The following is a 26,126-nucleotide window of genomic DNA, read 5'->3' as shown; positions in this document are numbered from 1 at the left end:
TCCGCTCGGGAGACGCCCGCGGAGACCGGAGAGCCGGCAGCGGACACTCCGAAGGCCGTTGAGCCGGCAGCGGGAATCGCGAAGCGGGCAGCCGGCACCAAGAAGGCCGCCGGAACCGCGAAGCGGGCGATAGGCAACACAAAGGCCGCGGACACCGCGAAGGCCGTTGGGCCAGCAGCGGACACCCCGAAGCAGGCGACGGCCCCGAAGGAGACGACGCCCGCGAGGAAGGCGACCGCGGCGAAGAAGGAGACGGTCGGGAAGCGCGCCCCGGCGAAGAAGGCCGCCAAGAAGGTGCCCGCCCCGCGTGGGAACACGCCGGAGGAGGCCGTCCCGCCACGACCCGCGCGGGTGGCGACCGCCGCAGCGCGACCCCAGCGACAGGCGGCCGTACCGGCGCCGACGACCGAGCTGTCAGCTCTCCGGAGGACCACCGCCCGGGTGTTCGATCATCCCGGTTTCGCCCCGGAGCTGCTGGCGCTGGCCGCGGTGGAGGCGCTCGGCCCGAACGCGCGGGAGTGGGCGGAGCGGTTGCGGTCGGCGTACCCCGAGGCGTCGCCGGAGGCGCTGGCCCGGCTCGCCACCCGGCGCTTCGTCCGGCTGGCGGGCGCGGGCGGGGCCGTTTCGGCGCTCGCCGGCGCCCTCGCCCCGTTGGCCGAGCTCACCTCGGTGCTCTGGACCCAGGCCAACCTGGTGCTGCACCTCGCCGCGGCGTACGACCGCGATCCGGTCCATCCGGATCGGGCCGTCGAGCTGCTGGTACTGACCCAGGTGCACCCGGACGCGGAGAGCGCGCGTACCGCACTGGACGCGGCGCGGGCGTTGGACGGGCCGGGGGAGGCGCCGTGGCCCCGCGCTCTGGAGGCGGCGTGGCGGCTGGCGATGCCGCTCGCCGCTCAGGCCGCCGGTTGGCTGGTGCTTCGACTGGCGTCCCGGCTGCTTCCGGGCGCGGCGGTGCTCGCGGCGGCGGCCGGGGACGCGGCGGCTGCCGAGCGCCTCGCCGCCCGCGCCGTCACGGCCTACCGATCGGGGCAGATCTTGGCACGATAGCGCCCCTGGAGAGGCCACTCGGTTCCAAGATCCAGAAGCCCAGGGTCAGAGCCAGTCGAACCACGAGTCGGGCAGCAGCGCGTACCCCACGAAGGCGACCACGTCGAGCAGGGTGTGCGCGACGATCAGCGGCATCACCCGGCGGGTACGCAGGTAGAAGAGGCTGAACACGACACCCATCACGACGTTGCCGAGGAACGCGCCGAAGCCCTGGTAGAGGTGGTAGCTGCCGCGCAGCACGGCGCTCGCCGCGATGACCGCGCCGATCCGCCACTGGAGTTGGCGCAGGCGGGTGACCAGGTAGCCGACCACGATCACCTCCTCCAGCACGGCGTTCTGCGCGGCGGCGAGGATGAGCACCGGCACGGCCCACCAGGCCTCGGGCAGCGCCGCCGGCACGAGGGTCGCGTTGATGCCGAGCTGCGCCGCCACCCAGAACAGCGCTAAGCCCGGCAGCCCGATCAGCGCGGCCAGACCGGCGCCGCGCGCCAGGTCGGCACCGGGCCGCCGGGCGTCCAGGCCGAGGGTCCGCGCCGGGTCACCGGGATCCCGGCTCAGCAGGTGTACGGCGAGCAGCACCGGCAGCAGCGCGAAGACGATGCCGAGCAGCTGGTACGTCAGGTCCAGGTACGGCCGGGAGGACGCCGAGGTGTTCAGCGCGGCGGTCTGCTTGGCGAGGCCGCCCTCCGCGGTCAGCTTCGCGATGATCGAGACGACCGCGTAGACGGCGGACTGGCCGAGGGAGAGGCCGAGGACCAGCAGCGTCTCGGTCCCCAGCATCCGGCGGGAGACCGGGCGGGTGAGCTCAAGAGTCACCGCACCACTCTGCCCGACGGAAGCGGCTACCGACCGCCCGAGGACCCCTTGTGAGCTGATCGCACATTCTGTGCGACCGGTCAACACGCTCCGTGGACATTCTGTGCTCGCCCCATTCGCCGTCAGGAGAGGGAGCGACCGGCATGGAGAACTTCGCGCGACTGCTGAAGGAGAGCTGGACCCTGGTCGAGGAGCACCGGGAGCGGCTCAGCGAGCACTTCTACGCGCGGCTGTTCCTGCTCGACCCGGAGCTGCGGCAGCTCTTCCCGGTGCAGATGACCGGGCAGGGTGACCGGCTGCTGGAAGCGATCATCACGGCGATCCACACCGTCGGCGATCCGGAGAGCTTCGACGAGTTCCTCCGCGCGCTCGGCCGCGACCACCGCAAATACCACGTGGCGGCGGAGAACTACGCGACGATGGGGGTCGCCCTCATGGACGCGCTCCGCAGCACCGCCGGCGACGGCTGGAACCTGGAGTACGACCAGGCGTGGCGGGACGCGTACGCGGCGATCTCGGAGAAGATGCTGGCCGGCGCGGCGGCCGACGAGAACCCGCCGTTCTGGCACGCGGAGGTGCTGACCCACGAGCGGCACGGGGCGGACACGGCGGTGCTGACCGTACGCGCGCTCCAGCACCCGATGGCCTGGAAGGCCGGCCAGTACGTGAGCCTGGAGGTTCCGCGTTACCACCCGAGGGTGTGGCGGACGTACTCGGTGGCGAACGCCCCGAACGAGGAGAACGTGCTGGAGTTCCACGTCCGCTCCTCCGGCGCCGGCTGGGTCTCCGGGGCGCTGGTTCGCCGGGTGAAGCCGGGGGACCTGCTCCGACTCGCCGCTCCGATGGGCTCGATGACCCTGGATCGGACCTCCGAGCGGGACCTCCTCTGTGTGGCCGGTGGGGTCGGGCTCGCTCCGATCAAGGCGCTGGTTGAGGAGCTGGTCACCTACAACCGCACCCGCTGGGTGCACGTCTTCTACGGCGCCCGGCAGGAGGCGGATCTCTACGGTCTGGCCGGGCTCCGCGAGCTGGTCGCCGCGCACCCGTGGCTGTCGGTCACTCCGGCGTGCAGCGAGGACCCGGACTTCGACGGTGAGCTGGGCGAGATCGCGGATGTGCTCGGCCGGTACGGCCCGTGGACGGGGCACGACTGCTACGTCTCCGGGTCGGCGCCCATGGTCCGGTCGACGCTGCGGGTGCTCGCGGCGGACGACGTACCGCCGCCGCACATCCGGTACGACACGTTCGGCGAGCTCTGAGACTTTCCTCCCCCCATCCGGGGTGCGTGCCCCTGCCCCCTGGGGCACGCACCCCGGCCCCCGCCCCCGCCCCGGCTCGCCACCGGGTGCGGAAGTCAGTACCGCCAGGGACGGCCGGTCTCGCGGTACTCCTCCACCGGGACCAGCGGCACGCCTGGCGTCATCCGGTCGACGTAGAGCCGCCCCTCCAGGTGGTCGATCTCGTGTGCGACGAGCCGAGCCATCCCGTACTCGAACGAGGTGATGATCCGGCTGCCGTCCCACTGGTCGTGCTCCACGTCGATCCGCAGCGGCCTCGGCACGAGACCGCGGTGGTCGAAGAAGGAGAGGCAGCCCTCGTACTGCTCGTCCGTGTCGGGCGACACCTCGACCACCCGGGGGTTGAGCAGTACCACCGGTTCGGCGTTCCGGTCCGGGGGCCGGACCACGGCCACCGCCCGGGCGACGCCGAGCTGCGGAGCGGCGATCCCGACCCCCTTGCTGAACGGATGCAGTTCGTCGAGGCGGACGAGGGTGGCGCTGAGCCGGTCGACGATGCCCCGGGCGGCGGGCTCCTCGGCGGGCAGGTCGAGCGGGCGGGCCGGTTGCCGCAGCTGGTCGTCGCCGCGCTGCACCACCCCCAGGGCACGCATCCGGTCGCTCGGGCGGATCCGGCCGTCCAGCGGGCTGTCGTGCTCCGGCTCCGGCCGGGCCCGGAACCGCCACTGCATCCGGTAGCGGGCGTTCAGCGGCGGGTCCTCGGTCTCCCACTCGAAGATCGCGCGGTGGCCCTCGTCGTGCCGCTGCACGGGGGTTCGCAGCGGGCCCTCCTCCGCCGAGAGCGAGGTCTCCGCGCCCCAGACCTGCGGGTCGAGGGCCGCCGGAAGATCGAGGCGTACGGCGAGGTGCCGGGTGGGTAGCCGGACCGCCCGCTGGAACCAGGGTCCCCACTTCTCCGCCCCGACGCGGTAGGCGTACTCGATGGTGGCGCGGTCGCCCGGGTAGAGCGGGAAGCGGCGTTCGCCGTTGTCGAAGAGGAGCCAGACCTCCTTGAACGCGTCCCGGTCGTGCTTGGCCCGCCAGTGCATCGGCTCGCGCTCGCCGCCGTCGTCCCGGTACGCGCGCAGTTGAAGCTCCGCGAAGGTGAGCGGATGTTCCCGGTGGTGCCGATTGGAGCGCCCGGGGTCGTTCGGGTAGCGGTCGACTGCCACCCGCACCAGGTAGCGGGTGACGGGCTCGGTGCCGGCGTTGTAGAGCTCCCGCCGGATCACGCACCGGTAGCCCTCGTCGCTGTGGCTGAGGGTGGCGGATTCACGCTCGACGATCAGGCCGGTGCCGGGGGGAAGCCACTGACCGGGCAGGGGCAGGTCCCGGTGCGCGTGTCCGTTGCGGGCCTGCCGTGCGTCGTCGTACTCACGGAAGCGCTGCCAGATCGCGCCGCCGGCCTCCAGGACGGCCTCGGCCCGCCGGGCGAAGTCCTCGGTCGGGCGGTGTCGCCGCCCCTCGACGTGGCTGACGTACGAGGGGTCGAAGCCCATCAGCACGGCCAGCTGTTTCTTGGACAGCCCCCGTCCGGTTCGGTGCCGCGCGAGTTCGGCGGCGAAGGAGTCGACAGCACGATCGAGGGGTGAGGTGGTCATCGGCTTCCTCGTGGCCGGGAGTATCAGTTTCACGTTCCGTGGCCGAACAAACACAAAACTGCCACCTTGCCGACAATGTGCTTGACAATGCACCGACAACCGTCGATCCTTCGGCGCCGACCGGCGGGCACCGTGCGTTTTTCCGGTACCGGCGGGGGTAGTAACGGCGGGCACGAACGCCGCGACCTGCGCGTACAGGGATTCGCCGAGGTGACCAAGACCTCTGGATCCGCCGGAATCCGACCTTCCCGGGAGCGGCGAGCTGTGGTTAGGCTAGCCTTAGCTCAACTGATGACCACGGGGGACGGGGATGATCGAGTGACAGCGGTGATGCCGAGCCGCGATCTCGCAGCCGCCCCGCTGGCTCCGGTCACGGCGGCGCTGCGCGCCATGTTCGGCACCGACGAGATCCCCGGCCTCGCGCCCGGCCTCACGGTCGCCGACGAGCTCGGCTGGATTCCCGCCACCACTCTCGTCGACGGTTCCCGGCTGCCGGATTTCCTGCACTCGGCCGCCCAGCGCTGGAACGGCACCCCGCACGCCTGCGCCGCGCTGGCCTGGAAGTCCTACAGCTACTGGTGCAGTCTGCCGGCAGCGCTCGGCTGGGCCTCGGCCCGGCGGGTGCCGCTGCTGGACCCGTCCACCGTCCTGGTCCACTTCGACGATCCCAGCGCGCTGCTCACCTTCGGCCTGCGCCACTCGACCACCGTGGCGGTGCTCCCCGGCGACCCGCTCGCGCTGACCGGCGGCCCCCGGGTGCGGGTGGTGGCCGACGAGACCGAGCTGCTCGACGTGCTCCGCGCCTCGCTGCTCGACGCCCACCTGCTGCCGATGATCAGGGCGATCCAGGCGGAAGTGCGGATCGGCACCCGTACGCTCCTCGGCTCGGTGGCCTCCGGCATCTCGGCCGGGATCCTGCGCGCTGCGGACGGGCTGCCCGGCCCGTCGGCGGAGACGATCTCGACCCTGCTCGACGCCCTCGGCGTGCAGGACCTGGTCGAGCTGGTCCCCGGGCCCGGCGGCGAGCCGACCGTGCAGCGCCGCACCTGTTGCCTCGCCTTCACCCTGCCCCAGCCGAAGGTCTGCCGGGGCTGCTGCGTCCGCGACGCCTGACCGCGCTCAGTCGGTCAGCGGGCGGACGTCCCAGAGCCAGACGCCCCTGGTGAAGACTGGCTGGATCCCGGTCAGTTCGGTCATTCCCCGGCGGAGCGCGTCGGCGTTGCGGTGCCGCCCGAGGATCACCACGCCGGCCCGCCAGTACCGCAGGTCGTCCACCGCGTTCACCCGGCTCTGCGGGGTTATGGGCGGCACTGCCCCGGTTTGCCGGATCACCGTGAAGAAGCTGCTGGTGGGGCGCGGCGGCGCGGTGAAGAGGGCCGCGCCGCGCTCCTGCGCGTGCGGCCGGTCGTCCGGCCCGAGGAAGTAGCCCCGCGCCAGGGGCATCTCCAGTCGGGTGACGGCCGACCAGCGCAGCGGCTCGGCGTAGTTGGTGTCCGGCAGCGGCAGCGTGACCACGCTGCGGCCGCCCGCCACGTACGGGCGCCAGGCGCCGGAGGTGACGAAGGTGGGGACCGGGTCGAGGTGGGTCGCCGGCAGCGGGGTCGGCAGCAGCGGCAGCAGCGCCATGGCGAGCACCGTCACCGTCCAGAAGCGGATCCGGGGTCGCGCCCGCGAATGTCGTACGGCCAGCTGCCGGGCGCGCTCGGCACCGAGCGCGAGCAGCAGCCCGATGATCGGGGTGAGCGCCAACGCCCACCGGGTCGGCACCACCGAGTGCAGGATCGGCAGGTCCTCGAGGAGGGCCCAGAGGCTCGGCACACCGGTCTCCCGGCCGTCGAAGATCACCTCGCGGCCGAGGGAGAGCACCGCGAAGAGCAGTCCGAGCACGGTCAGGGCGAGCGCCAGCACGTTGCGCCGCAGCCACCAGACCAGGGCGATCACCAGCACCACGAGCGCCCAGCCGAAGAAGCTGTTCTCCTCGGTCGGGTTCTTCGCCAGCCCCTCGGCTGTGCGCGCGCTGCCGGCGAGCGACTCGCGGGAGTAGGCGACGAACGACGCGAGGTCGCTCGAGTAGCCGCGGATCAGCCGGGACAGCCCCTGGTACGACCCCGGCCCGAAGAACTGCACGTAGAGCGGGTACGCGAGCGCGACCGCGGCGAATCCGGCGGCGACACCGAGGCCGGCGAGGAAGGGGCGGGCGCGGTGTCGCAGGTCCCGCCGGCGGAGGGCGAACAGCGCCACCACCACGCCCAGCCCGATCGCGGTCATCAGCAGGATCTCGAGGTTGAGGAACGCCTGCCAGACGATCACCAGTGCGAGCAGGACCCCGTTGCGCAGCCAGCGACCCGGCTCGGCGAGGCGCAGGGTGCGCCAGATGATCAGGGGGACCACGAACTGCGACACGATGTTCGGGTGCGAGTTCGCGTGGGAGATCATCGCCGGCGCGAACGCGCAGAAGGCGGCACCGAGCCAGGCCGGGCCACGCGACCCGATCAGCACCCGGGAGAAGAGGAAATACCAGGCTATTCCGGTCGCGATCATTCCGAGGGTGAGGAAGAGCAGAAACGAGGCGCGGGGCCCGAAGAGCAGGGTGACCGGCGTCAGCGGCAACGAAACGGATAATACGGACGTGTTGGCCATCAAATTGACGCCGTCCGGCACATTCATCCGATCCGAGTGGAACGGATATGCGAATTGCGTGATGACCCGCGCACCGTGCGCCATCATCCACTCGAACTGCGCCTGATCCGACCGGTTGTCCCGAATGCCATTTCGCGGGTCGAGCCAGAGCCGCGCGGTCACCCAGAAGCCCAACGCCACGAAGCTCAGCGCGGCGAGAAGGTCGATCCGACGCCCCCGCCCCGAGCGCTCCCCCCGGTCGACGCCCGCTGACGCACCGGCCACGGTGTCGCCTTCGGGCTCGCCCCGATCAGGAGTAGTCATAACAATTCGGAGCGTAGTCAGCGTAAGACGTGCACGTGGCACGTTTCGGGGTACTGCCGTACTATGTGCCGGGTTCGCCGACCGCCGATCACGCGCCACCCCCGACCGCAATTCGGCCATCAGGTTCCCCCGATTCTTCTGCCGTCCGCGCGGATGATTCACTCTGTCGGTCCAGGCGCGGGTCGAGTTCATACCGTGAGGAATCGACGCATGGCAGAAATCACTGGTGATCAGCGCGTCCAGTCCGAGGTGCTGGAGGGTCTCGCGACCGCGGTCAATCACCGCCGCTGGTTCGTCGAGCTGGCCGTGCCGTACCTGGGCGACGATCCGATCGAGATCGGCAGCGGGCTGGGCGACTACGCGTTGGAGTGGGCCGAGCACGCGCCCCGGTTCACCGCTACGGAGGCGGACCCGGACCGCCTGGTCCGGCTGAAGGAGCGCCTCTCCGACCAGCCGAACATCGACGTTCGGGAGATGCTGCTGCCGCACTCGGAGCGGGGCAGCTACAGCGCGGCGGTCTCGTACAACGTGCTCGAGCACATCGAGGACCACGTGCTCGCGCTGAGCAGCATGCGTGAGCTGGTCCGGCCCGGCGGCGCGGTCATCATCATCGTGCCGGCCTTCCAGTTCGCCATGAGCCCCGCGGACATCGCCACGGGCCACGTCCGCCGGTACACGAAGAAGACGCTCGCGGCGGCGATGACCGAGGCCGGGCTGACCGTCGAGAAGATGCACTACGCGAACGCGCTCGGCCTGCTCGGCTACTTCATGGCCACCAAGGTCTTCCGGCTGATGCCGAAGGAGGGCCCGATGGTCAAGATCTACGACACGCTCGTGCTCCCGGCGACGAAGGCCGCCGAGCAGCTGGCCCGTCCGCCGTTCGGGCAGTCCGTCTTCGCCGTGGCGCGCGTACCGGCCTGACTCCGCCCGCTCGGCGCTCCCTCCCCGTGCTCCCGGGTCCGCGGTCCCGCGTCGCGGGGCCACGACGGGAGCACGGGGAGGGCCGGCTCAGCTCACTTGCTCTGGTACGTCGGGCGGATCACCGCTCGGGCCAGGGTGTGGAAGGCCAGGTTGAAGCCGACGTACGCGGGGGTGGCGTCCGGGGTCAGGTCCAGGCGGTCCACGTCCAGGGCGTGCACCGCGAAGACGTACCGGTGCGGCCGGTCGCCACTCGGCGGGGCGGCGCCGCCGTAGCCCTGCTCGCCGTAGTCGTTGCGGACCGAGAAGGCCCCGCCGAGATCGGCACCCGTGCCGCCACCCGCGCCCCGCGGCAGCTGGGTGACCCCGGCCGGCACGTTGACCAGCACCCAGTGCCAGAAACCGCTGCCCGTCGGGGCGTCGGGGTCGTAGCAGGTCACCGTGAAGCTCTTGGTCTCGGCCGGGAAGTCCGACCAGGTGAGCTGCGGGGAGAGGTTTTCACCGCCCATGCTCGGGTGCGTGTGCCGTACGTCCATCGGCTCGCCGTTCTGCACGTCGTCGCTGGTCAGCGTGAACGACGGCACGGTCGGCAGCAGTTCGTACGGGTCCGGGGCGATCGGTCGTTCCAAGGTCATCGAGACGCGTCCTTCCGACGTGCGCGCGAACGTCCTGTGATCTTCTTACCCTGCCCCGTCGCGGCAATCGAGCGGAAGCGGCAGGTGCGGATGCGACGTTCGGCTCACTACCGTTGGTTGTAGGCAAACCTCCCAGGAGAAAACTCTTGACCAGCATGTGGCGTGACTTCTTCGCAGCGGTCGTGACCGCCCTCCGGCACCGGCCGGACGAGCGGGCGATCGCCGAGGAGCGCCGCCGCGCCGTCCAGCGACTGGCCGAGGAGAAAATCCGTGAGCAGCGTCGCGAGACCGAGGCGCAGGAGTGACCCCGCGCGTCCGCGAACCCCGCATTCCACGCCGCTGACCTCGGTAAAGTCTGGTTTCGCGGTCGCCTCCTCGTGCGCGGCGACCCGGACCGGGTGGTCGAGCGCGCGGCCGGCGAATGCGATGGACACCGAAGATGACTCGGGCAGGTGGGTCGGAAGATCCTGGCGCGGCACAGCGGCACCCCGGCCCGCACCTGCCCGCCCAGCCCTCGGGTAGCCAGCCGACCCTCGGCCTGGCCGGGCTGACCTTCGTCGTACCGTTCTTCTTCCTGCTCGCCAACGCGCTCGGCGCCGTGGAGGCGACGCTGCTGGTGCTCGGGCCCCTGACGACCTTCGCGCTGCCGATGATCGCGACGGTCGCGTTCTGGTGGCAGGACTGGCCGGGCAGCCGGCTCCGGCCGGGCTGGTCCGGGATCACCGACACCGTCCTCATCGCCGTCGGCGCGGTGCTGGCGACCATCCTCGGGCAGGCCGTGACCAGCCGGGTCGACCTGCGCGGCATCTTCTACCCCGACCCCGGCCCGGGACATCCGCCGACCTTCCCGGTGACGCTCGCGCTGGGCGCGGCAGCGTTCACGATCATCCTGCACCTGACACTGGTCTGCGAGGGCTGGCCGATCCGCAGGCTCGGCTGGTTCCGGGGCGGCGTCGTCGCGCTGGTCGTGTCGCTAGTGATCGCGGTGGTCGCGTACCTGCTCCTGGTGAACCTGGACGACGTACCTGCCGCGGTGCGGCACGCCCAGCGGCTGCGAAATCCGGGCGGGCCGGTGCCGGTCGCGGCGTACAGCGCGGTGCTGCTCGTCCTCGGCGTCTGGCAGGTGCTGCTCTTCGTGGCCCTGCGCGGCTGGCCCTTCACCCGGATGCGGCGACCGGGGCTGCGGCTCGCGGCCCGTAACGCAGCGGTCGTGATCGGTACCGCGGTCAGCTTCGCCCTGCTCTGGTGGGCGACCGGTGGCGACGTGGACCTGATCAACGCCATCGCCGGCACGGTGATCGCCGGGGCGCTGCTGGTCTCCATGCTCTTCGACGGCTGGCCGACGGCGCGACCGGGCACCGGCGTCCGGCAGCTCACCGTCCTGCCGGTGGTGGCTCTCGTCGCCGCGGCGCTGTACCTGGCGCTGTCGGCGTACGCCCGGGGGATCGACTGGACCCGGACCACCGCCGACGGGTGGGTGGCGCTCGCCGCGCTGAACTACCTCGCCCTCGGGGTGGTGGTGCACGTCGCCGTCTGGCGGCGCTGGCCGGTCGTGGTCACCACCGCCCGGTAGCGCGCTCCGACCCCTCGTGGGGCTTGTGGGGCGAAGCAACGACAAATACTGTCCCGATGTATCGGCTTGATATATCGGGACGACACCCTCGTCGCCCGGTCGACGCTGGAGGTGCGATGAGGTCGATCGACTACGACACCGAGCAGTACCAGGACTACGCGCGTGGCCGGGCGCTGACCGCCCAGCAGACGCAGGTATGGATCGACGCCTTCGCGGCGGTGCTCCCCGAGCGGCGTCCCCTGGCGGGGCTGGACGTCGGCTCCGGGACCGGAAGGTTCACCCCCGCGCTGGCGGAAGCGTTCGGGCCGGTCACCGGCATCGAACCGGCGACCCGCATGCGCGAGATCGCACAGGCGCACTCCGCGCACCCCGACGTGCGTTATCTGGCCGGCGCCGCCGAGGAGCTGCCCGTGCCGTCCGGCAGCGCCGACTACGCGCTCATGTTCCTGTCCTGGCACCACGTGAAGGACAAGCCGCAGGCAGCCCGGGAGCTGACCCGGGTGCTCAAACCCGGCGGGCGGCTGCTGCTGCGCGGCAACTTCCGCGACCACCACCCCCGGCCCTGGTGGCTGGAGCATTTCCCCCGCGGTTACGAGGTGGACGCCGCGCTCTTCCAGCCGCTGCACGAGGTCATCGCGATGTTCACGTCGATCGGCTGGCGCGTCACCGGCTTCGGCACGGTCACCGAGCCCTCCGTGGGCAGCTACGGCGACATGCTCGCGCGGCTGCGTCTGCGTACCCTCTCGTTCTTCGGGCAGCTCGGCCCCGACGACCTGGCGGCCGGCTTCCGCCGGCTGGAGCAGGTCGTCGCCGCGGACCCCGACACGCCGGCGCCCGTCTTCGCCGAGCCGCTGCTCACACTCGAACGGCGCTGAGCACCACCGCCTCCTGACCGGCGTTCGCGCTGGTCAGGAGGCGTTCGTACTGCTGACAGGGCGGAGTATGGGATTCGAACCCACGAAGCCCCCTGCTGCTCGGCACGAGGAGGGCTATTACGGCGAGACCTAGCCGAGCGCGGCGGGCACGCCAGCGCGTGGCGACATGTTGTGACTGCGATTGCACGCAGGGTGCGCGCTAGGACGACACATTGGTCGTAGTCTCGCCTCGTGCTGCTCACGTACGTCGACGAATCCTTCACCGCGCGGGTCTACTGGATTGGTGCGCTGATGGTGCCCGACGCTGCGGCTATCCCGCTTAGCGAGGCCCTCGACGCCGTGGTGGCCGACGCCGTGAAGACGTTCGGCGTGCCGGTCGACGTTGAGTTGCACGGCTACGACATCTTCCACGGTCGCAAGGGATGGACGGGTGTTCCGCCCCGCGCGCGAATCGCGGTCTACAAGGCCGCGATGGCGGCGATCGGCGCGCAGGAGGATGTCGCGATCACCCTGCGCGGGGTGAAACGGGAGCAGCTGGTCAAGCGGTACGCCTATCCGAGGCCGGCGCACGAGGTGGTGCTGTCGCACGTGCTGGAGCGCGTCGACGGGTACGCCGCCTCCCGGGAGGAGTACGCGCTAGTGATCGCCGATGAGGTGCACGACCAGGCCGGCCATCGGGCTGACCTCGACCGTTACCGGGTGTCGGGCACCGGCGGGTACCGGTCGCGGAAGCTGACCCGGATCGTCGACACGCTTCACTTCGCGCCGTCTCACGCGAGCCGGCTGGTTCAGGCCGTCGACCTGGTGACGTTCCTGTTCCAACGGCTCGACATCCCGGGCACCGACCCGCGGGCCGCCGTGATCAACGAGCAGCTGTGGGCGCTCGTCGAGCCTCGGCGCTACCACTCGCACTGTTGGAATCCGATGGCCAACCAACGCTGACCCTGGATGCACGAGAGGCCCGCGTGAGCGGGCCTCAAGGCGGGCGCGGGAGCCCGAAGGCATCCTGCGGTGTTCAGGCTAGCAGGATTTCGTGGGTGACACCCGAACTCCCGCAAGTCATGCGCGCCCCTGACCGGCGCTGCGCTGCCGCTGGTCAGAGGGCGGTTTTGCTGCTCGGGTTGGCGGAGGGTGTGGGATTCGAACCCACGAAGAGGTTGCCCCCTTACCGGTTTTCAAGACCAGCGCCATCGGCCACTAGGCGAACCCTCCTGAGCCGCGAACCAGAGGCGCGCGGCCGTGCCTAGTCTGCCATGACGACCGTCCGGAACGACTGAGGGCCGCAGCGCCGCCGGCGTACCGGAAATGCTGCCGTCCACCCTGCGGCGGCTGCCTTCCGATCCCGGCGCGCAAACGGTGCGAGGGCCGAGACTTCCGGCCGGCGCGTGGAGGGCGGGACGGATCGGGTAAGACTGGGCCATGCACGCGATCACCATTTCGGAACCTGGCGGCCCCGAAGCACTGGTCTGGGCCGAGGTGCCCGATCCCGAGCCCGGCCCCCGCGAGGTGGTGATCGACGTACGGGCCAGCGCGGTGAACCGGGCCGACCTGCTGCAACGGCAGGGGCACTATCCTCCGCCGCCGGGCGCGCCCGCGTACCCCGGGTTGGAGTGCTCCGGCGTGATCAGCGCCATCGGGTCCGACGTGACCGACTGGGAGGTCGGCCAGGAGGTCTGCGCGCTGCTGGCCGGCGGCGGGTACGCCGAGCGGGTGGCCGTGCCCTCCGGTCAGCTGCTGCCGGTGCCGGTCGGCGTCGACCTCGTCGACGCCGCCGCGCTGCCCGAGGTGGCCTGCACGGTCTGGTCGAACATGGTGCAGCTCGCGGAGCTGCGCTCCGGCGAGACGCTGCTCGTGCACGGCGGCGGCAGCGGAATCGGCACGTTCGCGATCCAGCTCGGCGCGGCCCTCGACGCCACCGTGCTGGTGACCGCGCGGGCCGCGAAGCACGACCGGCTGCGGGAGTTGGGCGCCGCGCACGCCATCGACTACCCCGAGCAGGACTTCGTCGAGGAGGTTCGGCGCTTCACCGACGGTCGGGGTGCCGACGTCATCCTCGACATCATGGGCGCCGGCTACCTGGCGCGGAACGTCGCGGCGCTCGCCACCGGCGGTCGGCTCGCGGTGATCGGCCTCCAGGGCGGGCGCAAGGCCGAGCTGGACCTCGGCGCGCTGATGACCAAGCGGGCCACGATCACGGCGACCACCCTGCGGTCGCGGCCGGTGGCGGAGAAGGCGACGATCGCCTGGGGCGTACGGGACGAGGTGTGGCCACTGGTCGAGGCGGGCCGGATCCGACCGATCGTCGAGCGCCGCCTGCCGATGACGGCCGCCGCCGAGGCGCACCGGCTGGTCGAGGGCGATCACTTCGGCAAGATCGTGCTCACGACGCCCTGACGTCGACCTCCGGCTCTCCTTCGGTGCGCGGCAGCACCAGTCGGGCACCCGGCCCCTCACCGCCCAGGCTGTCGCCCGGGTTGTAGAGGGCGCAGCGCTGCAACGACAGGCAACCGCAGCCGATGCAGCTGTCCAGGTCGTCGCGGAGCTTGGTCATCAGCCGGATCCGCTCGTTGAGCCGCTCGCGCCAGACGCTGGAGAGCCGCGCCCAGTCCGAGGCCGTCGGGGTACGCGAGGCGGGCAGCGAGTCGAGGGCCGCGCGGATCTCGTCGAGGGAGATGCCGACCTGCTGGGAGATCCGGATGAACGCCACCCGTCGCAGCTCGGAGCGGGCGTAGCGGCGTTGGTTGCCGCCGGTCCGCTGGGCGTGGATCAGACCGAGCCGTTCGTAGAAGCGCAGCGCGGACGGTGCCACGCCGCTGCGGGCGGAGAGCTGACCGATGGTCAGGGACTCGTGCATGTCGTCGCCTTGAGTTGAAGTTCACTTCAACTCAAAGCTACCGGCACGACGACGAGCACCGCCACCATGCCCTGTATGGAGGTGGTGGTCGACGAAGCTTCTCAGGTCAGCGGGACGCCGCGGAGGAGCGGCGGCGGGTGCGCTCGCGGCCGAGGATCCAGATGGCCTCGACGCCGTCCTTCCAGGTGATCTTCTTGCCCTCTTCCCGCCCACGAGCCCGGTAGCTGATCGGCACCTCGTACGGGCGGATGCGGCGGCGCAGCAGCTTGCCGGTCACCTCGGCCTCCATCCCGAAGCCACGGGAGCGGACGTCGAGCGAGCGGTAGAGCGACACCGGCATCAGCTTGAAGCAGGTCTCCAGGTCGCCGATGTAGGAGTTGAAGAGCAGGTTGGCCGCCATGGTGACGCCCTTGTTGCCCATCACGTACCAGAAGCTGTAGGCGCTGTGGCTGCCGAAGGTGCGGTTGCCGTAGACCACCGTGGCCCGGCCGTCGAGCACCGGGTCGAGCAGCTTGGGGATGTCCTGCGGGTCGTACTCCAGATCGGCGTCGAGGATGACCATGTATTCACCCTCGGCGTTGTCGACGGCCGTCTTGATGGCCGCGCCCTTGCCGGCGTTGCGCTGGTGGGTGATGACCCGGACCCGCTGGTCGTCGGCGCGGTCGAGCACCTCCGCGGTGCCGTCACGGCTGCCGTCGTCGACCACGACCAGCTCGATCTCGCACGGGTAGTCGACCGCGAGCGCCTGCTTGAGGGCATCCGCGATGCGATCTTCCTCGTTGTATACGGGCATGAGGATCGAGAGCTTCACGGAAATCTCCACGGTGGGGACGGCCTGTCGGGCCTAGCGTAGCCTGGCTGGTCAGCGCAGTGGTGGCCCGTACCGTAGGGCGTCCGGCGTGGCGTGGCCGTCCGGATGGTGTTTACTTCCGCCATGTCGGCAGCTGGCTCCCTGCTCACGGTGGCGCCCGTCGCCGCGCTGCTCCTGCTCGTCCACGCCCTCAGACCGCGCGAAGCCGTGACCGCGCCCCTACGGCTCGCTGTCGTGCGGGCGGCGCTGGTGACCGGAAGCTTCGCGGTGCTCACAGTCGAGGTGCTCGGTGCGCTGCACGCGTTGACACCCACCGCGTTCGCCGTCACCTGGCTGCTCTTCCTCGCCGTCACCGCGCTGGCCGCCGGCTGGCGGCACCGGCGGGACGCCGCGCGCAGCGGCGACGCGCACGCCGCCACCCCGGCTCAGGCGCTGGTCGGCGCATCCACCGCGCCCACCGCTCTCGACGTCACCTCCCCGGGCGCTCCGCCACCGGCGGCCGACGACCCCGAACCCGGCCCGGAACGGGAGGGCCGGTGGACGCGGCTCACCCGGCCCTGGCGTACGGCGAGCCGGGGCGAACGGATTCTCGCCGCCACTGTGGGCGGGCTGCTCCTGGTCGAGCTGGTCGTCGCGCTCCTCGCCGAACCGAACAACTTCGACTCGCAGACGTACCACCTGCCGAAGGTCGAGCACTGGGTGCTCCAGGGTGGCCTCGAGTTCTGGCCGACCGCGATCCACCGGCAGGTGACCATTCCGCCCGGCGCGGAGTACCTGCTGCTGCATCTGCGCCTGCTCACCGACGGCGACCGGCTCTACAACCTGGTGCAGTGGGGGGCCGGGGTGCTCTGCCTGCTGGTGGCCGCCCGGATCACCGCGCAGGTGGGCGGCGGGCGGCGCGCCCAACTCCTCACCGCCTTCGTGCTGGCCACCACGCCGATGGTGGTGCTGCAGGCGACCAGCACCCAGACCGACCTGGTGGTCGCCGCCTGGGTCGCCTGCGCGGCGACCCTCGCGCTGGACGGGCTGCAGCGGCGTACCGGGCTTGGCACGCTGCTCGGGCTCGGGGCCGCCACCGGCCTGACCGCGGTGACGAAGACGAGCGGCCTGATCGGGGTGGGCCCGCTGCTGGTGCTCTGGGGGCTGGCCCAGCTCCGGCTGGCCCGGCGTCCGCAGACCCCGCAGTCCACGCCCACCGGTGCGGCGGGCAGCGCCGCCGCCCGTCGGGTCCCGGCCGTTCGGACCGTCGGCGCCTCGCTGCTGATCCTGCTGGTCGCGGCCACAGTGGTCGGGCCGTTCCTGGCCCGGGTCACTGTGGAGTTCGGGCACCCGCTCGGGCCGCCCCGGCTGCGCGAGTCGATCCCGATGGAGCGCCACGATCCCGCCTCGATCCTGGTCAACGTGCTGCGGATCGGGCATACCGCGTTCGACACGCCGCTCGCGCCGCTGCGCCACGCCGCCGCCACCGCGATCGTCGAGGGGGCCGAGGCGATCGGCGTCGACCCGCAGGACCGGGAGATCACGTTCGGCCGGGAGATCTTCCCCGAGCCGGCCTGGTACCCGGACGAGGACCGGGTGGCGTTCCCGCTCGCCGGATCGCTGGCGCTGCTCGGCGCGGTCTTCGCGCTGGCCCGCCCGGGGCGGATCAGCCCGACCCGCGCCGGGTCGCTGCGGGCGTACGCGGCGGTGCTGGTGACCACCGTGCTGCTGCACACCGCGATGATCAAGTGGCAGCCGTGGGGTAACCGGCTGCTGCTCTACGCCCTGGTGATGGCCGCGCCCCTGGCCGGTGTCTGGCTGGACGCCGTGTTCCGCCGGCGCGCCGCCGCGGCGGGTGCCCGGCCCCGCAGGTCGATCGCCGTCCTCACCGCGGTGGCCGTGCTGGCCACCTCCGCGCTGGCCGGCGTGCTGGCCGTGTCGTACGGCTTCCCGCGTCGGCTGGTGGGCACGGGTTCGGTCTTCACCACGGCGGAGTGGGACACCCGGTTCCTGCGCCGGCCCGAGTGGACCGACGAGTTCCGCTGGGCGGCCGAGGCGGTACGCGCCAGCGGGGCCCGCCGGATCGGCCTGGTCGAGCAGAACGACAACTGGGAGTACCCCTGGTGGCTGTTGCTGCGCGACGCGGACGGCCGGCCGCCCGAACTGGTGGCGCTCCAGTCGGTGCTGCCCGAGCGGCCACCGGCGGAGCCGTCCTCGGTGGACGCCATCGTCTGCACCGGCCCCGAGGCGGCGTGCACCCGCCTCGTGCCGGCCGGTTGGCGGGTCGAGTACCGCGACTACGTCGGGTACGCGCTGCCGCCCGGTCGCTGACCCACCGTCGTCGACCGGCGCCCCTGTCGGGGCCGCCGGTCGCGGTGGGGGCGCCCGGCGGGTCCGGTCACGGCTTTCTCCGGCCGGGCGATGCCGGTCGCGGCGTGGGTGCCGGGCGGGTCCGGTCACGACTTTCTCCGGCCGGGCGATGCCGGTCGCGGCGTCCACGCTGGGCGGTCCGGTTCGCCCGAAGGGTGCGGTTCGGCACTCCGCGCAAGGATCACGAGACGCATTCACATAGCCATCCCCGCACGTTACTTTCTGGTAACTCAATCGACGCCCAGCGATTGAGCCGAAAGGAGTGCGTCGATGCCTGTCACCTCCGCCAGGCGCGAACGGACCAAGCGGCGGCGTTTCCTCGCCGCCGCCGTCGCCGCCGCTCTCGCCCTGCCGATGCTCCCCGGAGCGGCGGCCCCCGCCGCCGCGGCCGACCGACCGACCATCCAGCCGCTCCCGGCCGCCCTCGAAGCCGTCCGTGCCGCCGAGGCGACAGCCCTCTACGGCGCCCCGGCGATCCGCCCGATCGAGCAGCGGCGTACGTCGCTGGTCACCATGGGGGACAGCGAGATCTCCGGCGAGGGCGTGGGCAACTACGTCCCCGGCACCCACGAACCCGGCAACTGGTGCGACCGCTCGTACGACCAGGCGCTCTTCCGCACCGGCATCCCGGCCGACGAGCGGTACAACATCGCCTGCTCCGGCGCGACCCCGTGGAACCTCGTGGCCGGCGGGCCGACGCAGCACAACGAGTTGAACCAGGGCGACCACCTGGCGATCAAGGCGCGCAACACGCACGTACGCCTGATCTGGGTGGTGGTGGGCGCCAACGGTGACGGCACCATCCAGTTCGGGCCGGTCGCCACCGACTGCGCCATCCGCCGGGTCTTCTTCCAGGGCCCGTGCTACCCCACCTACACCGACCAGTGGACGGTCCGTACGGACGGCAGCCGCCAGGCGGTCGAGGAGGCGCTCACCGACATCCGGAACACCATGACCGGGGCCGGCTACCTGGCCACCGACTACGAGCTGGTGCTCATGTCGTACCCGAGCCCGGCCAGCCCCGACGTCGAGGACAATCCGGACTTCCCCGGCTGGTACGCGGGCGGCTGCCTGCTCTACCTGGCGGACGCGGCGTTCGCCCGGAACAAGGCGGTGCCGCTCTTCGAGTCGGCGCTGCGGGCGGCGGCCGCGAACACCGGCACCCGCTACCTGGATGCGAGCCGCCTCTTCCACGGCCACGAGGTCTGCACCGACAGCACCTCGGTCCGCGGCCTCTACATCGAGCTGGGCATCTGGGACGAGAACGCGGCCCGCCAGTCGTTCCACCCGAACTACCGCGGGCACGGCATGTTCGCCCAGTGCATCACCCAGTTCTGGAACTCCGGCCAGGCGCAGGCCACCTGCGTCGACCCGGCCAGCACCGGCGCCGGCGTGCTGTACAGCGGGCTGTTCGAGTTCAAGCAGCTCCGCAACGTGGCCACCGGCACCTGCGTGGACAGCAAGGGGTACGACTCCCGCAACGGCACGCGGCAGCAGTCGTACGCCTGCCACGGTGGACGTAACCAGGGCCTCTGGTACGACCCGACGCGGCAGTCGCTGCACTCGGAGCTCTCCCACGACCGGTGCCTCGACGTCGCGAACGGGTCGCTGACCGCCGGCACGGCGGTGAACCTCCACGACTGTCACGCCGGCGCGAACCAGAAGTTCGTCTTCGCCGGCAACCAGCTCAGGCCGGCCGGCAACGGCAACCTCTGCGTGGCCTTCGACAATCCGCTGCTGGGTACGCCCCGGCTACGGCTCGCCACGTGCTCGACGAGCAACCGGCAGCGCTGGACCTTCGAGTCGCGAAACTTCGCGAACCCGGTGGGCTACGGCCACGACGACTTCATCGGCTCACGCGTCTACTGACCGGTGACGGTCAGGGCCCCCGGTCATGGCACGACCGGGGGCCCGGCCGTCACCTCCCGCGCGGCACGACTACCAGGCGCGCGACCCCGGCGTCGCCGTCCTTCGCGCCAGCCACCCCCACCGCCGTACCGACGCGTACGTCAGCGGGCTGGATCGTGGTGCGCCGTTCGAGCACCCGCAGGTCCGGGCCGAACCGCCAGGTCATCGTGAAGCCGTCGGTGGACTTCACCGTCATCGAGTCGCCGTCGATCGCGGTCACCTCACCACGCTGCACGGTCACCGTCTGCTTGGCGCCGTCCTTGGTCTGCACCACGGCCTCGCCGTGCAGCGTGTTCCGGCGCAGCAGGACCCGGGCCTTGCGACGCTCGCGCCGCTCCTCGGCCCGCTCACGTCGTGGCTTCTCACCCTTCTCACCCTTCTCGCCGGGAGCGGACGAGGCGGACGTCGACGGGGCCGGCGCCGCGACGCCCAGCACGTCCAGCTCGTCCGGGTCGAAGCCCATCGCGGTCAGCGCCTGCCCCTCGACGCCCATGGCGGCGGCCACCTCGACGGCCACCTCCCGGGCCGGCTGACTCGCCACCTGGGCGGCGCCGCATCCGCTGACCCCGAGCGCGACCGCGGCGAGCAGCGCCGTCCCGGCCACGAAACCCCAACGTGCCATGACTCTCCCTCTCGTACGTCGGTGGGCTAGGGCGTGTGTCGAAGTCCTCGGTCGAGCCGAGGCGGAGTCCAGGCGGCGGTCCGGCAAGGCGGGATTCGTTCGGATACCGGTGTTGTATCCGGACGAAGCGCCGACGCCGCCGGTCGTCGTCTGGGCCCGCCGCAGGCCGGCCAGGGACTTCGACACACGCCCCAAGCCTTCCCGGTCTCCGCCAGCGCGACGTCAGACCGATGTTCGGATCAGGTAAGCGAGGCAGGCAGCCGGACGGTGAAGGCCGCCCCACCCTCGGGCGCGTGCGTCGCCGTGATCTCACCGCCGAGGCGGCGGACCAGCCCGGCGGCGAGCGCCAGGCCGAGGCCGCTGCCCACCTTCCGCACCCCCCGGTACCGCTCGTGCAGCGCACCCCGGTCGAACGCCACCGCCAGGTCGTCGTCGGTGAAGCCAGGGCCGCCGTCCCGAACCTCGACCAGACCACCGGCCGGCTGCTGCGGGCCGACGCGACGGACGGCGATCACCACCGGGGCTCCCGGTGGTACGACGCGCAACGCGTTCTCCAGCAGCCCGTCGACCACCTGCCGGATCCGGCCCGGATCGGTGTACGCGGGGACGGGGCCGTCCGGCCGCTCCACCTGGAGCACCACCCCGACGGCCGCGCACCGGGCGGCCCAGGTCCGCTCCGCCTCGTCGGCGAGCCCGACCAGGTCGACCGGGACCGGCTCCAGCGGGAAGTCGGCCGCCTCCAGCCGGGCCAGCGCCAAGAGGTCGCTCACCAACCGGTCCAGATGTCGGGCCTCGGTGAGCACCGTACGACCAGCCGCCGGCACCTCGTCGGGTTCGATCACACCGTCGGCCAGCGCTTCGGCGTACCCGCGGATCGCGGTCAGCGGGGTGCGCAGCTCGTGCGAGACGGAGAGGAGGAACTCCCGTTGCCGCCCCTCGCTGGTGGCCAGCGCAGCGGCGAGCCCGTTCAACGCGTCCGCCAGGTCGGCCACCTCGCCGGGTGGCTCGACCGGCACCCGGACCGCCCGGTCCCCGGCGCGCAGCCGGGCGGCGGCGCTCGCCGCGTTACGGATCGGCCGGGCCAGCCGGCGGGCGAGCAGCAGCCCGGCGACGACACCGGCGGCCAGCCCGGCCAGCAGCGGGGCCCAGAGGCCACGCAGCACGCCGCTCCAGAGCCCGGTGGTACGCGTCCGGGACAGCACCACCCCGTTGCCGCCCGGCAGGGCCCGCCCCTCGATCAGCGCCGGCCGGCCGCCGACCCGGCGGGTCGTGGAGACGTTGCGCCCCTCGGCGATCCGCTGCACCAGGCGCGGTGGCAGGCCGGCCCGGTCCACCGCGCCGCCCCTGATCAGGTACGCGTCGATGCCCTGGGCCCGCAGCTGGCGGATGAGCCGCTCCTCGTCGGCGGTGCGACCCCGATCGAGCCGGGTACGCAACACCTCGGCGGCGAGCCGGGCCTGGGCGGCCAGCGCTTCCTGGTCGCGCCGTTCGGCGCCGCGCACCGCGAGCGGCACCGCCACGAGCGCGGTGACCAGCACGGAGACCATCGCCACCGCGCAGGTGACCAGCACCGCCCGGGCGGTGAGGGTCCGCCCGAAACCGGTCCGGGACGGCGCGCCGGGCGGCTCCGGCCCGAGGATCGGCAACGCCACGGTCGGCGGGTCGACGTGGGCCGGAGGATGCGGATCGGCCGGGTCCGGGTCAGGCATCGGCGGAGTACCCCACGCCCCGATGGGTCCGGATCACGCCGGCTCCGCCGAGCTTCGCGCGGACCTGCGCCACGTGCACGTCGACGGTGCGGGTGCCGGAGTGTGCCGCGTACCCCCAGACCGCGGCGAGCAGCTCCTCCCGCGTGAAGACCCGGCCGGGCCGGGCCATCAGGTGCGCGAGCAGATCGAACTCGGTCGAGGTGAGGTGCACCGGGACGCCGTCGGCGAGCACCGTGCGGCGCGTCGGGTCGAGGCTCACCGCGCCGACGATCCGGGGCCGGTCGTCTCCGCCCGGCGGGCCGGCCGCGCGGCGCAGCAGCGCCCGGACCCGGGCGACGAGTTCCCGGGGGCTGAACGGCTTGGTGACGTAGTCGTCCGCGCCCAGCTCGAGGCCGACGACCCGGTCCACCTCGTCGTCGCGGGCGGTGAGGAAGATGACGGGCGTCCAGTCGCCGGCCTCGCGCAGCTGCCGGCACACCTCGGTTCCGGCCAGCCCGGGCAGCGCGATGTCGAGGACGCACACCACCGGACGCAGCCGGCGGGCGGCGGCGAGACCGGCCGTCCCGTCCCGCTCCACGTGTACACCGAACCCGTCGCGGGCCAGGTAGAGCCGGACCAGGTCGGCGATCGCGGGCTCGTCCTCCACCACGAGGACGAGCCCGCGGGGGGGTACGTCGACGCTCACCGGCCCATGATTGCCCACCGTTCGGGGGCGGTACCGGCAGGGCGTGTTCGGATCAGGTAAGAGAAGTGCCGCCGGCTCGGACGGTCAGCGGACGGCCGCGGGGCGGAGGCTGGCCGGCATCGTGTTGGCCGACGGTTCGCCGATGGTGGCGACGATTCGCTCCTGCGCCGGCCGGAGGCGGGTGCGGAAGGCGTGGTTGAGCAGTGTGTCGAGCTGCCACAGCTGCTTCGGCTGGCTGGGGCGGACCAGGAAGTGCTCACGGACTCCGTCGATCGCGGTCGCGGCCAGCTCGATCGAGTGCGTACGCGGGTCGGGGCTCCACGTGACGTTGCTGAGTTCGCGCAGCTCGGTGTTGAGGTGCAGGCGGAGCCGGTGCAGCACTCGGGTCTGCTGGGTGACCACGAGTCGCCGGTGCGTGAGCAGGAGCAGGTACTCGCCGCCGGCCGGCCGTTCGGGACGGCTGCACCGGGTCACCAGGATGGTGGCGTCGCCCGAGCCGACACAGCGGCGGAAGACGGGCATGTGCCGGGTGACGGTCTGCATCGCCAGGCCCGCCTCGGCGGCGGCCGGAAGGAACGTTCGGGAGAAGACGTCCATGCCCTGCCCAACGACAAGCGTCCGGGAGTGACGTGGGTCACGTCGAAGTTGTGCAAGTTCCACGGCCGCCGTCGCACCGGGTGTCCGACTTCCGGTGCCGCCCGGCTCCGCAGCCGGGCCCGCCTGTCCCGGTCGAGGTCAGAGCAGCTCGACGATGGTGGCGTTGGCCATCCCGCCGCCCTCGCACATCGTCTGCAACCCGTACCGGATCCCGTTGTCCCGCATGTGCTGGAGCAGGCTGGTCATGATCCGGGCGCCGGAGGCGCCGAGCGGATGCCCGAGGGCGATGGCCCCGCCGCGCGGGTTGAGCCGCTCCGGCTCCGCCTCGGTCTCGGCCAGCCACGCCAGCGGAACCGGGGCGAACGCCTCGTTCACCTCGTACACCCCGATCTCCTCGATGCCGAGCCCCGCGCGGCGCAACGCCTTCGCGGTGGCCGGGATGGGCGCGGTGAGCATGGTGACCGGGTCGTCGGCGGCGGCCACCGCGGTGTGGATCCGGGCCAGCGGGCGAAGCCCGTGCCGGCTGGCCCACTCGCTCGTGGTGACCGCGAGCGCGGCCGCGCCGTCGGAGATCTGGGAGGCGGACCCGGCGGTGACCACGCCGTCGGCCCGGAACGGGGTGGCCAGCTCGGCCAGCTTCTCCAGCGAGGTGTCGCGGCGGATGCCCTCGTCGGCGGCGAACTTGCCGCCGTCGGCGAGCGCGACCGGGGCGAGTTCGGGGTCGAACGCGCCCGCGTCCTGCGCGGCGGCCGCCTTCTCGTGGCTGGCGAGCGCGAACTCGTCGAGCTGGGTACGGGAGAAGCGCCACCGCTGCGCCATCAGCTCGGCGCCGACGCCCTGGTTGAACGGGAGCGGGGCGTCCTCGGCGAAGCCCTCGACGCCGCGGTAGCGATCACGGATCGCGTCGCTGAACGGCATCCCACCGGCCACGCTGGAGCCCATCGGCACCCGGGTCATCGACTCGACGCCGCCGGCGACCACCAGGTCGGCCTGCCCGGAGAGCACGGTGGCCGCGGCGAAGTGCAGGGCCTGCTGGCTGGAGCCGCACTGGCGGTCCAGAGTGGTACCGGGGACGGTCTCGGGCCAGCCGGCGGCGAGGACGCCGTTGCGGGCGATGTTCCAGGACTGCTCACCGACCTGCGACACGCAGCCCCAGAAGACGTCGTCGACGAGCGCCGGGTCGACGCCGGCGCGCTCGGCCAGGGCCCGCAGCACGTGGGCCGACAGGTCGACCGGGTGCACGCCGGCCAGGCTGCCCTTGCGCCGCCCGACTGGGGTACGTACCGCGCCGACGATGACCGCGTCACTCATGACTACTCCCCGGTAACTTGGCTGCCCCGATCCTACGTCCTCCACCGCCCCCACGTCCCGGGCCGGGTCGTCGGGTCCCGGCGCTCCGGCGGGGCGTACGGCCGGGCGCGCCGATCTCCGCGAGCGGGACGACGGGCGGTGCCACCGGCCGGGGCCCGCTGGCATGCTGGACGGGTGGAGGAGACATTCCCGGTACGACAGTGGCGGGTGCCGGCGAGCCTGCCCGCCGCGAAGGTGGCCGGCGCCGTCCTGTTGATCTCGCTCGGCCTGCTCTTCGCCGACGGCGACCCGGTACGCCTCGCACTGGCCGGGCTGGTCTCCGCCGCGCTGCTGGGGTGGGCGGCGCGCGACCTCGTGGCGCCGGTGCGGCTGGCGGTGGACGCCGCGGGGCTCACCGTGGTGCACGGGTTCGCGAGCCGTCGGGAGCTGCCGTGGGCGACGATCGAGGCGATCAGCGTGGACCGGCGACCCCGGCTGGGCCTGGCCACCGAGATCCTGGAGATCGACGCCGGGCAGGCGCTGCACCTCTTCGGCCGGTACGACCTCGGCGACTCTCCCGGCGACGTGGCCCGGGTGCTGCACACGGCCCGTACGGCCGCCGGCGCGTGACCCGACCGGACGCGCGGTCGCGGGACCGCGCGGGCCGGGCAGCGCCGAGCCGCCGGTCAGCCGGCCAGGAGTTGGGCGCTACGGATCAGGACCAGGCCGATCAGCGCCAGCACGATGATCGCGCCGCCGACGACCTGCACCAGCGTCCGACGCCCACGCGGGGCGTACGCCAGCACCAGCCCCATCAGCGCGCCGATGACCAGGCCGCCGAGGTGCCCGGCCTTGGAGATGCCCGGCACGGCGAACGTGAAGACCAGGTTGACCACGAGCACCGGCAGGATCGCCGAGGTGTCCCGGCCGAGCCGGCGCATGATCACGAAGATCGCCGCGAACAACCCGAAGATCGCCGTCGACGCGCCGGCGGTGGCCGAGTTCTGGGCGCTGAACAGGTACGCGGCGACGTTTCCGCCGAACCCGGCGATCAGGTAGAGCCCCAGGAAGCGCAGCGGGCCGAGGTTGGCCTCCAGCGAGCGGCCGAGCACCCAGAGCGCCCACATGTTCAGCAGCAGGTGGAGCAGGCCGTAGTGCAGGAACATCGCGGTGATCAGCCGGTACCACTCGCCGTCGGCGATGCCGCCGACGCTGCCGTCGGGGAAGACCGCCAGCCCCAGCACCGCGCCCCAGTCGGTGAGCGGCGTGTTGCCGCCGAGCAGCCCGGCGAAGCCGGAGCCGCCCACCGCCGCGTCGCCGCCCCGGTCGGAGGCGATGGAGAGCAGCATCAGCAGCACGTTGACCGCGATCAACGCCTTGGTGACGTAGCCGTGCCGGCCGGCGGCACCGCCGCCGAAGGCGGTACGCGCCGGCCGGACGCTACGACGCCCCTCACTGGTGCACTCCGGGCACTGGTGCCCGACCGACGCCTCGCGCATGCAGTCCGGGCAGATCGGCCGATCGCAGCGGGTGCAGCGGACATACGTCTCCCGGCCGGGGTGCCGGTAGCAGACCGGGGTGGTCGGCGGCGACTCGCTCACCGCTGCCACCCT

At 72.3% G+C, this 26,126-nt stretch carries 23 protein-coding genes, 1 tRNA gene and 1 pseudogene; 12 read left to right on the top strand and 13 right to left on the bottom strand.

The features are described from left to right. Positions 1-441 precede the first annotated feature (441 nt). Positions 442-1,050 (top strand): hypothetical protein, encoded by a 609-nt coding sequence (locus D7044_RS22770; protein WP_199716729.1) that lies wholly within the window; start codon positions 442-444, stop codon positions 1,048-1,050. Between the two features lie 45 nt (positions 1,051-1,095). On the opposite strand, the gene D7044_RS22765 is transcribed toward D7044_RS22770, so the two are convergent. Beyond that, positions 1,096-1,866 carry a CPBP family intramembrane glutamic endopeptidase gene (locus D7044_RS22765; RefSeq protein ID WP_120682868.1) on the bottom strand — a complete coding sequence of 257 codons (771 nt, stop codon included), beginning with the start codon at positions 1,864-1,866 and terminating at the stop codon, positions 1,096-1,098. 143 nt (positions 1,867-2,009) lie between these two features. On the opposite strand from D7044_RS22765, the gene D7044_RS22760 reads away from it, so the two are divergent. Next, entirely contained in the window at positions 2,010-3,125 is a 1,116-nt protein-coding gene (locus tag D7044_RS22760; protein ID WP_120682870.1) for a globin domain-containing protein, read from the top strand. 95 nt (positions 3,126-3,220) lie between these two features. On the opposite strand, the gene D7044_RS22755 is transcribed toward D7044_RS22760, so the two are convergent. Beyond that, positions 3,221-4,744: a peptide deformylase gene (locus D7044_RS22755; protein WP_120682872.1), complete on the bottom strand. Its 1,524-nt coding sequence runs from the start codon at positions 4,742-4,744 to the stop codon at positions 3,221-3,223. A gap of 330 nt (positions 4,745-5,074) precedes the next feature. Here D7044_RS22755 and D7044_RS22750 point away from each other — a divergent pair, with 330 nt between their 5' ends. Continuing rightward, on the top strand, positions 5,075-5,857 hold the full coding sequence (locus D7044_RS22750) for a hypothetical protein (protein ID WP_120690128.1): 783 nt from the start codon (positions 5,075-5,077) through the stop codon (positions 5,855-5,857). Between the two features lie 6 nt (positions 5,858-5,863). Here D7044_RS22750 and D7044_RS22745 read toward each other — a convergent pair whose 3' ends face one another. Continuing rightward, positions 5,864-7,687, bottom strand: coding sequence for a hypothetical protein (locus tag D7044_RS22745; protein ID WP_233565087.1), 1,824 nt, complete (start codon positions 7,685-7,687; stop codon positions 5,864-5,866). A 210-nt stretch (positions 7,688-7,897) separates the two neighbouring features. On the opposite strand from D7044_RS22745, the gene D7044_RS22740 reads away from it, so the two are divergent. Beyond that, positions 7,898-8,608 carry a class I SAM-dependent methyltransferase gene (locus D7044_RS22740; RefSeq protein WP_120690127.1) on the top strand — a complete coding sequence of 237 codons (711 nt, stop codon included), beginning with the start codon at positions 7,898-7,900 and terminating at the stop codon, positions 8,606-8,608. A gap of 92 nt (positions 8,609-8,700) precedes the next feature. Here the strand turns inward: D7044_RS22740 and D7044_RS22735 are convergent, their stop codons facing one another. Next, complete coding sequence (locus D7044_RS22735) at positions 8,701-9,240, bottom strand: YbhB/YbcL family Raf kinase inhibitor-like protein (RefSeq protein WP_120682876.1); 540 nt, start codon at positions 9,238-9,240, stop codon at positions 8,701-8,703. A gap of 146 nt (positions 9,241-9,386) precedes the next feature. On the opposite strand from D7044_RS22735, the gene D7044_RS32455 reads away from it, so the two are divergent. From D7044_RS32455 to D7044_RS22720, 4 genes are all read left to right on the top strand, one after another. Beyond that, positions 9,387-9,545, top strand: coding sequence for a hypothetical protein (locus tag D7044_RS32455; RefSeq protein WP_158609404.1), 159 nt, complete (start codon positions 9,387-9,389; stop codon positions 9,543-9,545). Positions 9,546-9,679: 134 nt separating this feature from the next. Then, positions 9,680-10,813, top strand: a complete 1,134-nt coding sequence (locus tag D7044_RS22730) for a hypothetical protein (protein WP_120690126.1) — start codon at positions 9,680-9,682, stop codon at positions 10,811-10,813. A gap of 116 nt (positions 10,814-10,929) precedes the next feature. After that, positions 10,930-11,688, top strand: coding sequence for a class I SAM-dependent methyltransferase (locus D7044_RS22725; RefSeq protein WP_120682880.1), 759 nt, complete (start codon positions 10,930-10,932; stop codon positions 11,686-11,688). A 231-nt stretch (positions 11,689-11,919) separates the two neighbouring features. Continuing rightward, positions 11,920-12,630 (top strand): DUF3800 domain-containing protein, encoded by a 711-nt coding sequence (locus tag D7044_RS22720; protein WP_120690125.1) that lies wholly within the window; start codon positions 11,920-11,922, stop codon positions 12,628-12,630. A 180-nt stretch (positions 12,631-12,810) separates the two neighbouring features. Here the strand turns inward: D7044_RS22720 and D7044_RS22715 are convergent. Beyond that, positions 12,811-12,900, bottom strand: a tRNA-Ser gene (locus tag D7044_RS22715). Between the two features lie 207 nt (positions 12,901-13,107). Here D7044_RS22715 and D7044_RS22710 point away from each other — a divergent pair. Next, positions 13,108-14,082 carry an NAD(P)H-quinone oxidoreductase gene (locus D7044_RS22710; RefSeq protein WP_120690124.1) on the top strand — a complete coding sequence of 325 codons (975 nt, stop codon included), beginning with the start codon at positions 13,108-13,110 and terminating at the stop codon, positions 14,080-14,082. Here the strand turns inward: D7044_RS22710 and soxR are convergent. Both soxR and D7044_RS22700 read right to left on the bottom strand, forming a co-directional pair. Further along, the gene (gene soxR / locus D7044_RS22705) at positions 14,069-14,542 is read right to left on the bottom strand and encodes a redox-sensitive transcriptional activator SoxR (protein ID WP_120682884.1); all 474 of its coding nucleotides are present in this window, start codon (positions 14,540-14,542) and stop codon (positions 14,069-14,071) included. The two genes, D7044_RS22710 and soxR, sit on opposite strands and share 14 nt — an antisense overlap. A gap of 106 nt (positions 14,543-14,648) precedes the next feature. Then, the gene (locus D7044_RS22700; RefSeq protein WP_120682886.1) at positions 14,649-15,353 is read right to left on the bottom strand and encodes a glycosyltransferase family 2 protein; all 705 of its coding nucleotides are present in this window, start codon (positions 15,351-15,353) and stop codon (positions 14,649-14,651) included. A gap of 123 nt (positions 15,354-15,476) precedes the next feature. Between D7044_RS22700 and D7044_RS22695 the strand changes: the two genes are divergently transcribed. Together D7044_RS22695 and D7044_RS22690 are read left to right on the top strand one after the other, a co-directional pair. After that, positions 15,477-17,663: a hypothetical protein gene (locus D7044_RS22695; protein WP_158610025.1), complete on the top strand. Its 2,187-nt coding sequence runs from the start codon at positions 15,477-15,479 to the stop codon at positions 17,661-17,663. Between the two features lie 309 nt (positions 17,664-17,972). Further along, complete coding sequence (locus tag D7044_RS22690) at positions 17,973-19,571, top strand: ricin-type beta-trefoil lectin domain protein (protein ID WP_120682888.1); 1,599 nt, start codon at positions 17,973-17,975, stop codon at positions 19,569-19,571. Positions 19,572-19,620: 49 nt separating this feature from the next. Here the strand turns inward: D7044_RS22690 and D7044_RS22685 are convergent, their stop codons facing one another. From D7044_RS22685 to D7044_RS22665, 5 genes and pseudogenes are all read right to left on the bottom strand, one after another. Then, positions 19,621-20,232, bottom strand: a complete 612-nt coding sequence (locus D7044_RS22685) for a hypothetical protein (RefSeq protein WP_120683162.1) — start codon at positions 20,230-20,232, stop codon at positions 19,621-19,623. A gap of 222 nt (positions 20,233-20,454) precedes the next feature. Next, a pseudogene (locus tag D7044_RS22680) lies at positions 20,455-21,941 on the bottom strand (sensor histidine kinase). Then, positions 21,934-22,626 carry a response regulator transcription factor gene (locus D7044_RS22675; protein ID WP_120690122.1) on the bottom strand — a complete coding sequence of 231 codons (693 nt, stop codon included), beginning with the start codon at positions 22,624-22,626 and terminating at the stop codon, positions 21,934-21,936. Before D7044_RS22675 ends, D7044_RS22680 begins: the two are co-directional and overlap by 8 nt. 84 nt (positions 22,627-22,710) lie before the next feature. After that, a complete protein-coding gene (locus D7044_RS22670) occupies positions 22,711-23,223 on the bottom strand; it encodes a hypothetical protein (RefSeq protein ID WP_120682894.1) in 513 nt (170 codons plus the stop codon). 138 nt (positions 23,224-23,361) lie between these two features. Further along, complete coding sequence (locus tag D7044_RS22665; protein ID WP_120690121.1) at positions 23,362-24,534, bottom strand: thiolase family protein; 1,173 nt, start codon at positions 24,532-24,534, stop codon at positions 23,362-23,364. Between the two features lie 174 nt (positions 24,535-24,708). On the opposite strand from D7044_RS22665, the gene D7044_RS22660 reads away from it, so the two are divergent. After that, on the top strand, positions 24,709-25,143 hold the full coding sequence (locus D7044_RS22660; protein WP_120682898.1) for a PH domain-containing protein: 435 nt from the start codon (positions 24,709-24,711) through the stop codon (positions 25,141-25,143). 56 nt (positions 25,144-25,199) lie between these two features. On the opposite strand, the gene D7044_RS22655 is transcribed toward D7044_RS22660, so the two are convergent. Further along, positions 25,200-26,114, bottom strand: coding sequence for a rhomboid family intramembrane serine protease (locus D7044_RS22655; protein ID WP_120682900.1), 915 nt, complete (start codon positions 26,112-26,114; stop codon positions 25,200-25,202). Between the last annotated feature and the right edge of the window lie 12 nt (positions 26,115-26,126).

Origin of the sequence: Micromonospora musae, assembly GCF_003626635.1 — a bacterium.
In the GTDB taxonomy this organism is placed as follows: Bacteria; Actinomycetota; Actinomycetes; order Mycobacteriales; family Micromonosporaceae; genus Micromonospora; species Micromonospora musae.
This window is presented reverse-complemented; position numbering and strand designations above follow the sequence as displayed.

Coding starts and splice junctions, on each gene's coding strand:
- D7044_RS22760 (WP_120682870.1), top strand. CDS start 2,010: ATGGAGAACTTCGCGCGACTGCTGAAGGAGAGCTGGACCCTGGTCGAG.
- D7044_RS22755 (WP_120682872.1), bottom strand. CDS start 4,744: ATGACCACCTCACCCCTCGATCGTGCTGTCGACTCCTTCGCCGCCGAA.
- D7044_RS22750 (WP_120690128.1), top strand. CDS start 5,075: ATGCCGAGCCGCGATCTCGCAGCCGCCCCGCTGGCTCCGGTCACGGCG.
- D7044_RS22745 (WP_233565087.1), bottom strand. CDS start 7,687: ATGACTACTCCTGATCGGGGCGAGCCCGAAGGCGACACCGTGGCCGGT.
- D7044_RS22740 (WP_120690127.1), top strand. CDS start 7,898: ATGGCAGAAATCACTGGTGATCAGCGCGTCCAGTCCGAGGTGCTGGAG.
- D7044_RS22735 (WP_120682876.1), bottom strand. CDS start 9,240: ATGACCTTGGAACGACCGATCGCCCCGGACCCGTACGAACTGCTGCCG.
- D7044_RS22730 (WP_120690126.1), top strand. CDS start 9,680: ATGACTCGGGCAGGTGGGTCGGAAGATCCTGGCGCGGCACAGCGGCAC.
- D7044_RS22725 (WP_120682880.1), top strand. CDS start 10,930: ATGAGGTCGATCGACTACGACACCGAGCAGTACCAGGACTACGCGCGT.
- D7044_RS22710 (WP_120690124.1), top strand. CDS start 13,108: ATGCACGCGATCACCATTTCGGAACCTGGCGGCCCCGAAGCACTGGTC.
- soxR (WP_120682884.1), bottom strand. CDS start 14,542: ATGCACGAGTCCCTGACCATCGGTCAGCTCTCCGCCCGCAGCGGCGTG.
- D7044_RS22695 (WP_158610025.1), top strand. CDS start 15,477: ATGTCGGCAGCTGGCTCCCTGCTCACGGTGGCGCCCGTCGCCGCGCTG.
- D7044_RS22690 (WP_120682888.1), top strand. CDS start 17,973: ATGCCTGTCACCTCCGCCAGGCGCGAACGGACCAAGCGGCGGCGTTTC.
- D7044_RS22685 (WP_120683162.1), bottom strand. CDS start 20,232: ATGGCACGTTGGGGTTTCGTGGCCGGGACGGCGCTGCTCGCCGCGGTC.
- D7044_RS22670 (WP_120682894.1), bottom strand. CDS start 23,223: ATGGACGTCTTCTCCCGAACGTTCCTTCCGGCCGCCGCCGAGGCGGGC.
- D7044_RS22665 (WP_120690121.1), bottom strand. CDS start 24,534: ATGAGTGACGCGGTCATCGTCGGCGCGGTACGTACCCCAGTCGGGCGG.